Below are 14,045 nucleotides of genomic sequence, written 5' to 3'. Positions count from 1 at the left end.
CGTCGACGCCGTCGTCGTCCACACATGGGGGTGGACTGAAGTGGCCGCCGGCGGCGGGAATCTCATCACACTGGTCGCGGCACTGATCGGCGTGGGCGTGGTCGCCCAGATCCTCTCCGATCGCTACCGGATCCCGAGCGTCGTCTTTCTGCTGGCCTCCGGAGTCATCCTCGGCCCCGAGGTGATGGGCGTCGTCGGACCCGACTCCTTTGGAAACGCGCTGTCGGCCATCGTCGGCCTCTCCGTCGCAGTCATCGTCTTCGAGGGGGCGTTCCACCTGCGTATCGACCGTCTGCGCGAGGCGCCGACCGCGACATTCAAACTCGTGACCCTCGGAGCGGTCATCGCCCTCGTGGGCACGACGGTGGTCGTCCACTACGCCCTCGGGACGGAGTGGCTGGTCGCGTCGCTGATCGGCGCCCTCCTCGTCGCCACCGGCCCGACCGTCATCGCACCCATTCTGGAGGTGGTGCCGGTTCGGAGTCGCGTCGGCACCGCCCTCGAAACGGAGGGCATCGTCAACGACGTGACGGCGGCCATTCTCGCGATTGTCATCTTCGAGGCGATCATCGAGGACGTCCGGGCGCCGGGGGAACTGTTCGCGCTCTTTACCCAGCGACTCGGGACCGGAATCGTCGTCGGCCTCGCCGTCGCGGGCATCGTCTACTACGCCCTCCGTTACGTCGATCTGTCGCCGGGGAACGCGCCACAGAACGCCCGTCTGCTCGTCCTCGGCGGCGCACTCGTCGCCTACGGCGCCGCCGACGCGGTCGCCACCGAGGCCGGCATCGCCGCGGTCGCTACCGCGGGCATCCTGCTCGGCAACGCCGACGTACCGTACGAGGAGGAGATCACCGATTTCAAAGGAGACGTGACGCTGATCGTCCTCTCTTTCGTCTTCATCGCGCTCGCCGCACTGCTCCAGTTCGAATACCTCCTCGGATTGGGGCTTGGCGGCCTCGTCGTCGCGGCCCTCGTCGCCCTCGTGATCCGTCCAGTGCTCGTGTTCGTCAGCACGCGGGGGGATCGGTTCACCAGAGGGGAACGGCTGTTCATGAGCTTCGTCGGCCCACGGGGGATCATCCCCGCCTCCGTCGCGACGCTCTTTGCCGTCGAGTTCCGTGCCGAGGGGATGCCCGAAGTCGCGAACGTCCTCGTCGGCACCGTCTTCCTCGTCATCTTCCTGACGGTCGCCCTCGAAGCGGGGTTCGCCAGACAGATCGCCGAATTCCTCGACGTGATACCCATGCGTGTGATCATCATCGGCGCCGGGAACGTGGGACGCACCCTCGCTCGGCGCCTCGAAGACCGCGGAGAGAACGTCGTCCTGATCGAACAGGACGTGAACAACGTGGAGACGGCGCGCAACGCGGGGTTGACCGTCCACCACGGCGACGGCACCGACACCGAAGTGTTGCGCTCGGCCGGGGCGGAGAACGCCAAAATCGTCGCGACGACCACCGGCGACGACGACGTGAACCTCCTGGTCGCCCAGCTCGCGGACTCGAAGTTCTCGCCCGAGACCATCCTCGCCCGCGTCAACAACCCGGACAACGTGGACGCGTTCGAGGATCTCGGCGTGCGCGCCATCTCCGCCGTCGACGCCACCGCGATGGCCTTCGACGACTACATCGAACGCCCGTCGCTCGTCAACTGGATGAGCGAAATCGGCCACGAGGGCGAGGTCCAAGAGATCGAGGTCACCTCCGAGGACCTCGTCGGCAAGACCATCTCGGAGATCGGCCCACAGCTCCCGCCGCGGTGTTTGATCGCGCTCGTGTCCCGCAACGGCGAGACCATCGTCCCCGATGGAAGCTGTCGGCTCGAACACGGCGACCGCATCACCTTCATCGGCGACAGCGAATCGGTGACACAGGCGCTCGGGTTCGCCCATCCCAGCGAGGACTGAGACGGTTCGTCGTGAGTCATTGCCGGTGGTTCGCCAGGACGGTCCGCCGAACCACCGGTACACAGTTACGATAATCCGTACGAGACGGACTGTGCCGTTGCCCCGTCCGGTCGACACCGCGATCCGTACGATCGGCGGACGGAACGGGGACGTAATCCGACGATCTTAAACCCGTGCCACGAGAACAGGTTAGGGATGAGTGACCCGGCTCTCGAAGTCGTCGAGTTCCTGCTGACGGCCCACGTCTACACGGACGATCGGAGCCTCGACGAAAACGACCTCCCGCCACGCTACCGGCGCGTGTTCTGGGCCGACGGGGAGGACGCAGACGACGGCGACGGCGAGGAACGGCCCGGTCCCGGTGACGCGATGACCGGGGGGATCGAGCGGCCCCTCGTCGTGACCGAGCGGACCGCCCGGCAGGCGACGGGAGTCGAACACCCGTGGGACGCGGTGTCGGATCTCCTCTTTACCGAGAAGGAGAACTTCTCCGGCCGCATCTCGCTGACCCAGGCGGATATGGCGATCGACTGGGTCGTCGAACGCGCCGACCGCGACCGCCTCGCGACCAACCCCACGCTCGCGTCGGTCATCGCCGACCGCGACGACGTGGACGTGACGCTCGCGGAGGCGCGCGAACAGACCCGCCCGATCCACGCCGACCGCGTCTGGATCGACAGCCTGCTCGACGCCTACTTCGACGAGGAGGAGGACGCCGAGATGCTCGATCTGGTGCAGGTTCGGGCGCCCGAAGAGATCGAGATGACCCTCGACGACCTCGTGCTCACCGCGGATCAGGAGGGAGAAATCCAGAAGATCGTCAAGGCCATCGAACACCGCGAGTATCTCGCGGAGATCGGCCTGCGCGAGATCGGGAAACTGCTCTTCGTCGGCCCGCCGGGAACGGGCAAGACCACCGCCTCCCGCGCGCTGGCCCACGAACTCGGCCAGCCGTTCGTCGAGGTGAAGCTGTCGATGATCACCAGCCAGTATCTCGGCGAGACGGCCAAAAACGTCGAGAAGACCTTCGAGGTCGCCAAGCGTCTCTCGCCCTGTATCCTCTTTATCGACGAGTTCGACTCCGTGGCGAAGACCCGCCGCTCCGACGAGCACGCGGCGCTCAAGCGGGCGGTCAACACCCTGCTCAAGAGCATCGACGACATCAGCCTGATCCGGGACGAAGTGCTCCTGATCGGCGCGACCAACCACCCCGATCAGCTCGACGCCGCGGCGTGGCGTCGCTTCGACGAGATCGTCAACTTCCCCAAACCGGACGTACAGATGCGAGCGGAGATCCTCGAGGTGATCACCCGCCGCATGGAGATCGCCGAGTTCGATCCACAGTCGGTAGCCGAACGCACCGAGGGGCTCACCGGGAGCGACCTCCGGATGGTGCTCCGGGAGGCCGTGCTCGAAGCGCTCACCGAGGAGCGCACGGCGCTCACCCAGGAGGACATCCTCGACGCCGTCGAGGACTTCGAGGAACGGGACAACCTCAAGAACATGGATATGATCGACGGCGACTCCGACACCCTAGTTGCGGGCGACGGTGGGCACTCGGATCACGACCACGACCACGATCACTGACGCCGGCCGGGATTTTTCTCCGTCGCGGGGCTCGGTCGACTCATGAGCGACACCGGGAACGGTTTCGTGGCGGCCTGCTTCACGAGACGACGCAAGTCCACGAGAGCGGCATCGACCTCACCGTGAGCGAGGTGTTGAAGGAGAACGCGCGGGTGTCGGCGCTTCGATCCGGCCTCGCCCAGCGGTGATCGTGAGTATTGTAAGTCAGTATCGGAGTTCGTCAAGGTCGGTCGGCGACTCACCGGGAAACGGTTACAGTGATCACTGCGAGGCGGGCGCGGGTGTCCCCCGGCGCGTCACGCCGAGTCGCCGCGCAACTGCCCGACGCTCCGTTCGATTTCTTCGACCTTCTCGGCTTGGCGCTCCGCGGCGCGGGCGACCTGCGTGACCTCGTCGGCGACCCGGTCGGCCCGGTCGCGGGCGTCGTCGACCATCGCCGCGATCTCCTCGGCGCTCGCGGCCTGTTCGTCCGTCGCCGTCGACACCTCCTGAATCCCGGCGACCGCCTCGCCCACGGCGTCGACGATGTCGTCGAGTTTCCGCATCCCCGCTTCGACCTCCTCGACGCCGTCGTCGATGGCGTCTTCGGTCGTCTCGAGGCTGTCGACCGTCCCCTCGGTCCGGCGCTGGACGTCGACGATCATGGACTCGATTTCGCCGGCCTGCTCCTGTGCCTGCTGGGCGAGTGATTTGATCTCGTTGGCGACGACGGCGAACCCCTCGCTGTCGCGGTCGGCGCGCGCCGCCTCGATGTTGGCGTTCAAGGCGAGCAGATTCGTCTGGTCCGCGATGTCGTTTATTACCTCGATCACCGCGTCGATGTCGTCGACGGTGCCGCTGAGTGCGTCCACGTCCGATCGCACCTCGCGACTCGACGCCCGGACCGAGGACATGGTCTCGCGGGCACTCTGACTGAGTTCGCGCCCGTTCTCCGCGTGATCGCGGGCCTGTCGACCGGTGCCGGCGACGGAGTCGGCCGTCGAGGCGACTTCCTCGACCGTCGCGCTGAGGTTCGACACCTCGCCCGCCACCTCCTCGGTTCGGTCGGCCTGTTCGTCGGCCAGTTCCTCCATCCGGGCGGCGCTGTCCGCAACCTCGCGTGTGATCTCCCGGAGGTCGTGGGTCTGTTCGTCCACGTCCGCGACGAGGCCATCGAGGGTTGCCCCCATCTCGTTCAACGAGTCGACGACCGCGAGCAACTCGTCGTCGACGGTGTCGTCTTCGAACTCCGCCCGCGCTCCGAGGTCACCGCGCTGGATGGCGTGCATCGTGGCGGTGACCTCCTCGACGAGGTCCTCGACGCGCTGGCGGCGCCGAACCTCCTCGGTGCGGTCCGTGACGAGTTCGACGACGCCAGCGAGTTCGCCGTCGTCGTACAGCGGCGACGCACTGAACGTGATGTGGCGAGTGTCGCCGCGGGTGTCGGTGAACGTGCTCCGGTCGCGGTACTCGGGGTGGTCGCCGTCGTCGATGCGCTCGACGTCGAACTGCCGGTGGGCGTCGCGGGGGGCTTCGAGCACCTTGTCGGCGAGTGTCTTCGCTCGGCGACCGTCCTGATACCAGGCCTCGCCGACCGAGTCCGCCGCCCGGGCGTCGGCCTCGCTACTACCGGTCAACGTCTCGATAGCCTCGTTCCACAGGACCACCTCGTGGTCAGCGTCGAGAATGAAGATCGGTGCGCCGATACGGCCGACGATTCGGTCGAACGACAGGGGAAACTCGGCCGCCGGGTGTCCGGGCTCTTGGGAGACGGTCATGGTTCTCGTGACTACCGCCGAGACTCGGGGTCACCAACATATATCTGGTGGGCGGATTATCTCGACTGATACCGTACTCCCGGACGGTGAGGGCCGGATCGGTGTCGGTTTGGCGACCCGGCGAACGACCAAATCGGTCGGAAAGCCGATAGCTTTCGGCCGCTACGTGAGATCGAGGACGGCCCGGAAGCGCGCTTCGTTGTCAAGCATCCGGTCGTAGGCCGCACTCACCTCGTCGAGGGGGAACGTCTCGACGACCGGCGTAATATCTCGGAGGTCACTGAACTCGAGGGTGTCCTGGGAGTCGCGGGCGTGGCCGGAGCCCCAACCGGAGACGGCGCCGCGCGTGCCGACGAGATGCTGGGCGTCGACCGGGACGGGGTCGCCGGGGATGCCGACGACGACGACTTCGCCGTCGGCGCCGAGGCCACCCACCACGGACTCGACCGCGTCGGCCGACGGCGCCGTCGTGAGGACGACCCGAGCGCCACCGAGTTGCTGGAGCGCCTCGGCGGGGTCGTCCTCGCTCGCGTCGACGAAGTGATCGGCGCCGAGGTCGAGGGCGAGGTCACGCTTGTCCGGGCTCCGCGAGACTGCGACGGTTTCGAAGCCGGCGGCGTGAGCGTACTGGATACCGAGGTGGCCGAGGCCGCCGACGCCGACCACGGCGACCACGTCACCGGGACGCGCGTCGCTGTTCCGCAGGGCGTTGTAGGTGGTCACGCCCGCACAGAGGAGGGGCGCGGCATCGACGGCGTCTAGGTCGTCGGGGACGGCCGCCAGCGCCTCGGTCGGAACGGTCGCGTACTCGGCGTAGCCGCCGTCGAACGTGAGCCCCGTGATCTCGGCGTTCTCACACAGGAGGAAGTCGCCGCGGCGACACGGCTCGCAGGTGAAACAGTGGCCGCCGTGCCACCCGGCGCCGACGCGGTCGCCCTCGCTCCAGGCGGTCACGTCGGCCCCGACGGCGTCGACCCGGCCGACCACCTCGTGTCCCGGAACTCGGGGGTACGAGACGCCGGGGAACGTTCCCTCTTTGACGAACACGTCGCTGTGGCAGATACCACAGGCGTCGACGGCGATCCGAACCTCGTCGGCGTCGGGGTCCGGAATCGGTCGCTCGACGAGTTCGAAGTCGGCGCCCGCCTCGGGAACCACGGCCGCGTGCATCGTGTCTGTCATGCGTGTGACTCCAACGGACGGCACGACAAAAGCCCGGGCATTCGCGGCGGTCGGCCACCGTGTGTGACGCCCGCGAGCGAACAGGTCTATTACGGTGGCCTGCCAGGGATCGGTCGTGACGGCACCAGTATGTCATCGGGGCTGACCGAGACGGTCCTCGATACGCTCCCGGCCCGCATCGCGGTGATCGATGGCCGGGGACGGATCGTCGAGTCGAACGCCGCGTGGCGCGCGTTCGTCGCCGATCACGACCATCCGCTCGTCCCGACCGACGACGACCGCCCGTATCTCGACACGCTCCGGCGGTCGCAAAACGGGCAAGCCGTAACCCTCGCCGGACGACTCGAGGCGCTGTTCGAGGGCGAGAGCGAGGCGAGCGGGGAGTACCCTACCACGCCGACGCGGACGGCGAGGCGTTGATCGTGCGGTACGCCGCCGCCGGCCACGAGGATGAGCGCTACGCGGTGGTAACTCACGTCGGTCGGGCCGCCCGTAGCGAGACGGCCGCGGACCTCCGTCTCAAGGAGCGGGCGATGGACGAGGCGCCCATCGGAATCACCATCTCCGACCCGTCGCTGCCGGACAATCCCGTCGTCTACGCCAACGCCGCCTTCGAACGCATCACGGGGTATCCGATCGAGGAAGTCGTCGGCCGGAACTGCCGGTTCCTGCAGGGGGAAAACACCGACCCCGAGACGGTGGCGCGGATGCGCCGCGCCGTCGACAGCTGGGAGCCAGTGACCGTGGAAGTGCGCAACTACCGCCGCAACGGCGAGGAGTTCTGGAACCAGGTGACCATCGCCCCCATCTACGACGAGGGGGGCGAACCCTCACACTACGTCGGCTTCCAGCAGGACGTGACCGACCGCAAGCGAGCCGAGGAGGCACTCGAAACCGAACGCGACCGCCTCGCCTTGCTCAACCAGATCGTTCGCCACGACATCCGCAACGACATGACTGTCGCGCTCGGCTGGGGCGGCGAACTCGCCGACCGTATCCCCGACGAGGACAGCGACGCCTTCGAACGCGTCATGACCGCCGTGACACACACCAAGGAGCTCACCGAGGCGGTCGGCGACCTCGCGGGCATCCTCGGGCCGACCGATCCCGAACTCGAATCCGTCGCGCTCGACGACGTGCTCCGGGGGGAGATCGAGCGCGTCCGATCGAACTTCGACTACCGATCCGAAAGCATCGAGATCACCGGCGACGCCGACCTACCCGTCGTCGACGTGTGGGCCACCTCGATTCTCTCGTCGGTGTTCGGCAACCTCCTCGACAACGCCGTCTTTCACAACGACGAGGCCGAGATCCGTATCCACATCGAGATCACGGTAGACGAAGACACCGTCGTCGCCCGCATCGCCGACAACGGCCCCGGCATTCCGGACTCGCGCAAGCGCGAGGTGTTCGGTCGCGGGAAAAAGGGGCTGGAGAGCCCCGGCAGCGGCCTCGGCCTCTACCTCGTCGACAACCTCGTCGAGACGTACGGCGGCCGGGTCTGGATCGAGGACAACGAGCCGAAAGGGACGATTTTTTGTGTCGAACTCCAGCGGGCCGACGACGAGACACACGGTATTTGAACCTGCCTTGATTAGCACGCCCGAATGACGGACGACCACGGCGGGTTCGAGGACGTACGCGAGACGCTGGAGGGCCACCCGATTGTGAGCCTGCTCGCCTACGCCCGCCCCTACTGGACCCGCGTCTCGCTCGGCGTCGCCGCGGCGTTCTGTACCCGCTTCGCCCGGCTCGTCCCGCCCATTCTCGTCGCTACGGCCATCGACCGGATCGTCCTCGGCCCGGCCGATCCCGGCCTGTTGGCCCGGATCGGGCTCCTCCCGGCCGGTCGGATCGCCGGCACCGCGGCGCGGACGGCGCTGCTCGAACGCCTCGTCGCCATCGCGGCGCTCGCGTACGTCGTCCGCTCGCTCACCCGCTTTGGCTCGCGATATCTCCTCCAGTCGGCCGCCCAGAAGATTCAGCGCGACCTCCGGAACGACACCTACGATCACCTCCAGCACCTCTCGATGGATTTCTTCGTCGACCACCAGACCGGGGCGATGATGTCTATTCTGAACAGCGATATCAACCGACTGGAGCAGTTTCTCAACACCGAGTTCAGACAACTCATCAGGGTCGTCGCCACCGTCGGCGGCATCGCCGTCGTCCTCTGGACGTACTCGCCGAAACTCGCCGTCATCGCGCTCGCACCCGTCCCCCTGATCGGCGTCGCGAGCGGCCGATTCCTGACGTGGATCGAACCCCGGTACAAGTCGATACGGGAAGCCGTTTCCCGCCTCAACACCCGACTGGAGAACAACCTCGGCGGCGCGGCGGTGATCAAGACGTTCAACCGCTACGCCTTCGAGCGCGACCGAGTCGCCGAGCGAAGCCAGGAGTACCACGACGAGAAGGTGGCTGCTCTCCGCATCCGGCGGGCCTTCTTCGCCGCGCTCCGTCTCCTCACCGGCGTCGTGTTCGTTCTCGTGCTCTACATCGGCGGCATGGACAACATCACCGGAGCCGAAGGCGCACTGACCGCGGGCAGTTTCGCGCTCTTTTTTCTCTATCTACGCCGGCTCTACTCCCCGATGCGCCGCGTCGGCAAGTCCGCGAACAAGTATCAGCTCGCGAAATCGAGCGCCGAGCGCGTGTTCGGCCTCCTCGGGCGCGAGCCGACGATCACGGACCCCGAAGACCCCTACCTGCCCGACAGCGTCGACGGCGCGGTGACCTTCGACGACGTGACCTTCAGCTACGGTGACCGCGATCCGGTGCTCCGGAACGTCTCGCTCGACGTGCCCGCGGGCGCCACTATCGGCCTCGCCGGGCCGACCGGGGCCGGGAAGTCGACGCTCCTGAAACTCGTCCCCCGATTTCACGACACGAGCGCCGGCGCCGTGCGCGTCGACGGCGTCGACGTTCGCGACTACGACCTCGACGCGCTCCGGGAGGAGATCGCCGTCGTCGAACAGAACCCCTACCTCTTCTCCGGCACCGTCGCCGAGAACGTCGCGTACGGGGATCGGGACGCGCTGGCGGCCGAGCGACGGGACGACGACACGGTCCGTGAGCGCCTCGTCGAGGCGGCGACGGCCGCGGAGGCCCACGAGTTCATCAGCGACCTGCCCGACGGCTACGACACGATGGTCGGCGAACGCGGCGTCAAACTCTCCGGGGGCCAGCGCCAGCGCCTCGCCATCGCCCGTGCCCTCCTCAACGACCCCGCGATCATCGTCTTCGACGAGGCGACCAGCGACGTCGATACCGAGACGGAGGAACTCATCCAGGAGAGCCTCGACCGTCTCATCGAGGACCGCACCGCGTTCGTCATCGCCCACCGCCTCTCGACGATTCGGGACGCCGACCGCATCGTCGTCCTCGACGACGGCGAAATCGCCGAATCCGGCACCCACGCCGATCTGCTGGCTGACGACGGCGACTACGCCGCACTCTGGCAGGCCCAAGCCGACGCCGGACGAGTCGCGGACGACTGATACTGTTTACTGTGACCGGTGGTTCGACCGACCGTTCTGGCGAACCGCCGGTACTGACGTACAACGATCACTACGAGCCGATCCGCGCCCGACACCGACCCACAATAGCCTTATTTCGATCACCGACGGAGTAGGGAGTATGACCCAAGCAGTTCCGGACGGCTGGCTGAAAACTGGTCGCCGCGAGTACGAGAACCTGACCGTCGACGTCGAAGTGAAGTTCCAGCCCACGCCGGAGCGCAACGGCACCTTCGAGGTCTGGATCGTCGACGAGGAGCGCGAGGAGTCGACCCGTGTCGAGAACGTCCAGTCGAGTGAAGCCGACGCGCGCGAACTGGCGAAGGTGGTGATGGACTCCTTCACGGCGGCGTTCGAGGCCGACGACGAGGACGGCGTCGCACGGGCCATCGAACGGGCCGCAGCGGAGAATGGGGACTGATACGGATTATTGTAACTGTTCACCGGTGAATCGCCGGCTCGTCTCGGCACTCCACCGGTAATGACTTACGATAAACCGTATGAGCGGTCGGTGACCCCACCGAGAGCCGACAGTTAATTATCCGCACCCACCACTCGGTGCATATGTCCGACGACCAGCCACGCCCGTTCCGGATCGACGCCGACATCGACCCCGGTGAGAAACGGCAGTTCCGGTTCGAAGTGAGCAAGACGTATCTCGGCGACCCCGTCGAGATTCCCGTGACGGTCGTCAACGGCGAGGGGGACGGCCCCCGTATCTGCCTGACTGCGGCGCTCCACGGCGACGAACTCAACGGCGTCAAGGTACTCCAAGAAGTCGCCGACCGCTACCGGCCGGGGGACATCCACGGGACGCTGGTCTGTCTCCACGTCGTGAACGTTCCCGGCTACCAGGCCCAACAACGGTATCTCCCCATCTACGATCAGGATCTCAACCGCTCGTTCCCGGGGAAAGAACGGTCGAACACGGCCGAACGTATCGCTCATGCGGTGTATCACCGATTCGTGAGCCAGTGTGACCTCGGCCTCGACTTCCACACCTCGACCAGAAACCGGACCACCATGTATCACGCCCGCGCCGACATCGGAAGCCCCGAAACCGAGCGCCTCGCCGCGGCGTTCGGGACGAACGTGATCCTCTCCGGAGAGGGTGACGCCGGATCGCTCCGCGCCGTCGCCTCCCGAAACGGTGTCCCGACGATCACCGTCGAGATGGGGAAGGCACACCGCTTCCAACCCGGCCTGATCGAGAAGGCACTGAGCGGCGTCGAGAACGTTCTCGCAGAGTACGGCGTCTATCCCGAGGGGACGGTGACCGAACCGTCCTGGCGGACGGTCATGGGACCGAACGAGGAGAAACGGTGGCTCCGTGCCGACACGGGCGGCCTCGTCGAGATGCAGTGGGGACCCAATCCCCTCGTTCACGAGGGAGACGCGATCTGTACGATTTCGGATCATTTCAAGGATCGAGAACGCGTCGTCGAAGCCCCCTTCACCGGCCTCATCGTCGGCGTCCTCGAGAATCCCGTCGCCCTGCCCGGCCATCCCATCTGCCATCTCGTCCGGATCAGCAGCGAGACACGCGAGGAGATCGAGCACGAGATTTCCCGCGGGGAGTTCGACGGCTACCGGTCGTACGGACAACGGTGGATGGCCGACGAGGAGGACGCGGAGTGAGTAACTGTGGACCGGGCTCGAACGACCGTCGCTTCGCGTATCGTGCAAATCGCGGCCGTTCGGCTCTGCGCCCTCACGCCGTTCCGGCATGAGGGCCAAGGACCCGAATCGAATCCACATTTTAATTATGATACGCTGGCGGATCGAACGCTGCTACTACGCCCCCGTCGAGAGTGTTACTGATAGGGAGTATCGTAGCCATCCGGAGGTCTAGCGATACTCGACTGGCCGTGGTCTCCGACTCGGGCGAAACCGAGCCTATGAACCGCTACGATAATCCCTGTGAACTACTACACGAATAGAGCCGCGAACGGACGAGCCAGGGTAGACGACTGTGCCATGAGCATGGATCTCGACAAGGCAAAAATTCGGGAGGCCTGTACCGACGCGGTGTTCGAGCGCGGGCGGAACTACCGAGACGAAAGACGCATTCGGCGAATCGAACGGTTTGGCGGCGTGGTCACAGCCGCGGTTCGGGGGTCAAGTCTGTACGACGTGACCGTCGAACTGGGCGAGAATACCATCGATGCGCGGTGTACGTGTCCCTACGAGGGGGCGGGCGAGTGCAAACACGTTGTCGCGGTGCTGCTGGATGTCGTCGCCGATCCGCCCCAAGACGAGAGCGAACGCGTCGACGGGGTGATCGAAGATGTCCCACCCGACGACCTGCGTGCGTTCGTGCGGGACGCACTCGCCGAGAACCCGGACCTGCGTGAGCAGTTTCTCGCCCGTTTCGGCGACAGCGGCAAGTCGGTAGAGGAGTATCGTGACGAAATCCAAGAGTCGTTCGACCAGCACACACAGCACTATCCAGTCGTCACGGAGGCAATCGACTTCTCACACTTCTTCGAAGTAGCCGAGCGGTACCGCGGGCGCGAGCGCTACCGGGCGGCTGCGATCACCTACCGTGCACTGTTCGAGGGAATCGACGACAACTACACCCGCATCGACGCCGCATACGGCCGCTACACCAAATCCTTGCAGTCCGCCCTCGACGGCTACGTCGAGTGCGTGCTCGCGGCCGACCCTGACCAAGACGAGTTCGAGAAGTACAGAGGTGTGTTAGAAGACCAAGCGACATCGAAACCGCCATCGAATACCGAGCGATCGACGACCTCGAAGAGCGACGATGACGGTCGAGTACCCGCCCAGTGAAAGTTCGGTCAGCCTGTACCGAACGATCATTGGAGCAGGGAACCAGCTACCGAAATCCGGATTTGGGTGTTGACCACCGACTCCCGATAAGTTATGCGCCCACCTGCGAACGAACCTCTATGGGCGGTATCGAGCTACGAAACGGCACACTCGTCGTCGAACGTGGACCGAATCAGCTCGACGAGCTGGCGATTGAGTTCGCCGAGATTCTCGGTCAATTCGACATCAAGCACGTCTACATCGCGGGGTATGTCTCCATCCTCGCCGGTCGGGCTCGCTCTACCGAAGATATCGACATCCTCATCGAACAGATCGACGAAGAGGCTGTAGACGAACTCGCAGAGACACTCGATGAGAACGGGTTCTGGAGCCCAGCGATGCCACTCACATCGATGTACGAGAGGGATAACATCTGGGTCGCGCCAACGAATCAGATCACGCCGCATCTCGAAGTCAAGTTCGCGCGCGACGAGTTCGACCGCGCGTCCCTCGAAAACTCAATCACGGCCCGAATCGGTGGAAAGACAGTTCCGATAGGCCCCTTAGAGCTCCAGATCGCATACAAACTCCACCTCGGCGCGCAGGAGGACATCGAAGATGCGGTCCACCTCTACACTCTTTTCGAGGAAAGTCTTAGTGTGTCCCGCCTCAAAGAGTGGGTAACGCGACTCGATTTCGAAGCCGACTATGAGCGACTCAAACGCGCACGAGCGCCTTGATGCGAAGCACGAACGCAACCGTGAACAGCGCATCGAAGGTGTCAAGCGCTGGGTCGAGTACATCGAGTCCGAGCCACCGGAGACGTGGGGGCCCCAGCAGAACGCGGTCGTCAACGACCAACTCGATGCAGCCCAAAGCGTCCGGACATCGGTTGCCCACCAGCAGCACGTAACGGATGTAGCGGCGAAGATCCTCGAAGCGAACGACGAGTCCGACGACGATTCGGAGTAGTCGACCTCCTCGTTGAAAATTTCTCTCGATAATCGTACACAGCGCCTCGAAATAAGAGGAGTCGTCAAGACGTAGTCGTCTTGGGCTTTAGGGTATCGTGTGAGAGCCAAGGGCCGGATTTGAACCGGCGATGGGCGGCTCTGCAGGCCGCTGCGTTAGGCCGGACTCTGCCACCTTGGCGCAGTCGATAGTATCGGCGTCCCGCGCTTAAGCCTAGCGGTCGGCGGCCACGGCTGGCCAGTGCGGCCGCTCGGACGGTGAAAAACGGTGAGCACAGACAGCGGTAGCTCACCAATGTGAATGAAGTATGAATGGTGAGGCGGCGAATCGGATCTCCCAGAGGCTCGC

12 protein-coding genes and 1 tRNA gene are annotated in these 14,045 nt (G+C 65.4%); 10 read left to right on the top strand and 3 right to left on the bottom strand.

Translation table 11 applies throughout. From position 1 onward, the window contains the following. Nucleotides 1-40 precede the first annotated feature (40 nt). Both HALNA_RS02355 and HALNA_RS02350 read left to right on the top strand, forming a co-directional pair. Complete coding sequence (locus tag HALNA_RS02355; protein WP_049934772.1) at nucleotides 41-1,909, top strand: cation:proton antiporter domain-containing protein; 1,869 nt, start codon at nucleotides 41-43, stop codon at nucleotides 1,907-1,909. Between the two features lie 195 nt (nucleotides 1,910-2,104). Continuing rightward, the gene (locus HALNA_RS02350; protein ID WP_049934771.1) at nucleotides 2,105-3,496 is read left to right on the top strand and encodes an ATP-binding protein; all 1,392 of its coding nucleotides are present in this window, start codon (nucleotides 2,105-2,107) and stop codon (nucleotides 3,494-3,496) included. 296 nt (nucleotides 3,497-3,792) lie between these two features. Here HALNA_RS02350 and HALNA_RS02345 read toward each other — a convergent pair whose 3' ends face one another. Both HALNA_RS02345 and HALNA_RS02340 read right to left on the bottom strand, forming a co-directional pair. After that, entirely contained in the window at nucleotides 3,793-5,253 is a 1,461-nt protein-coding gene (locus tag HALNA_RS02345) for a methyl-accepting chemotaxis protein (protein WP_049934768.1), read from the bottom strand. Between the two features lie 162 nt (nucleotides 5,254-5,415). Beyond that, nucleotides 5,416-6,423 (bottom strand): alcohol dehydrogenase, encoded by a 1,008-nt coding sequence (locus HALNA_RS02340; protein ID WP_049937928.1) that lies wholly within the window; start codon nucleotides 6,421-6,423, stop codon nucleotides 5,416-5,418. A gap of 141 nt (nucleotides 6,424-6,564) precedes the next feature. On the opposite strand from HALNA_RS02340, the gene HALNA_RS02335 reads away from it, so the two are divergent. From HALNA_RS02335 to HALNA_RS02300, 8 genes are all read left to right on the top strand, one after another. Continuing rightward, nucleotides 6,565-6,855, top strand: coding sequence for a hypothetical protein (locus tag HALNA_RS02335; protein ID WP_157573422.1), 291 nt, complete (start codon nucleotides 6,565-6,567; stop codon nucleotides 6,853-6,855). A 2-nt stretch (nucleotides 6,856-6,857) separates the two neighbouring features. Then, complete coding sequence (locus HALNA_RS02330) at nucleotides 6,858-8,018, top strand: PAS domain-containing protein (RefSeq protein WP_049934764.1); 1,161 nt, start codon at nucleotides 6,858-6,860, stop codon at nucleotides 8,016-8,018. 24 nt (nucleotides 8,019-8,042) lie between these two features. Next, nucleotides 8,043-9,935 (top strand): ABC transporter ATP-binding protein, encoded by a 1,893-nt coding sequence (locus tag HALNA_RS02325; protein ID WP_049934762.1) that lies wholly within the window; start codon nucleotides 8,043-8,045, stop codon nucleotides 9,933-9,935. Nucleotides 9,936-10,074: 139 nt separating this feature from the next. Further along, complete coding sequence (locus HALNA_RS02320; protein WP_049934759.1) at nucleotides 10,075-10,374, top strand: hypothetical protein; 300 nt, start codon at nucleotides 10,075-10,077, stop codon at nucleotides 10,372-10,374. Between the two features lie 143 nt (nucleotides 10,375-10,517). Further along, complete coding sequence (locus tag HALNA_RS02315) at nucleotides 10,518-11,591, top strand: succinylglutamate desuccinylase/aspartoacylase family protein (RefSeq protein ID WP_049934758.1); 1,074 nt, start codon at nucleotides 10,518-10,520, stop codon at nucleotides 11,589-11,591. Nucleotides 11,592-11,930: 339 nt separating this feature from the next. Continuing rightward, a complete protein-coding gene (locus HALNA_RS02310; RefSeq protein ID WP_245575982.1) occupies nucleotides 11,931-12,746 on the top strand; it encodes an SWIM zinc finger family protein in 816 nt (271 codons plus the stop codon). 119 nt (nucleotides 12,747-12,865) lie between these two features. Continuing rightward, nucleotides 12,866-13,465: a hypothetical protein gene (locus tag HALNA_RS02305; RefSeq protein WP_049934756.1), complete on the top strand. Its 600-nt coding sequence runs from the start codon at nucleotides 12,866-12,868 to the stop codon at nucleotides 13,463-13,465. Beyond that, the gene (locus HALNA_RS02300) at nucleotides 13,434-13,697 is read left to right on the top strand and encodes a hypothetical protein (RefSeq protein WP_049934755.1); all 264 of its coding nucleotides are present in this window, start codon (nucleotides 13,434-13,436) and stop codon (nucleotides 13,695-13,697) included. Before HALNA_RS02305 ends, HALNA_RS02300 begins: the two co-directional genes overlap by 32 nt. A 104-nt stretch (nucleotides 13,698-13,801) precedes the next feature. Here the strand turns inward: HALNA_RS02300 and HALNA_RS02295 are convergent. Next, nucleotides 13,802-13,877: transfer RNA gene (locus HALNA_RS02295), tRNA-Cys, on the bottom strand. Between the last annotated feature and the right edge of the window lie 168 nt (nucleotides 13,878-14,045).

The sequence above is a fragment of the Haloplanus natans DSM 17983 genome, from assembly GCF_000427685.1.
GTDB lineage: Archaea > Halobacteriota > Halobacteria > Halobacteriales > Haloferacaceae > Haloplanus > Haloplanus natans.
Note: the sequence above shows the minus strand (reverse complement) of the source record. Positions and strands in the feature narration are given on the sequence as shown.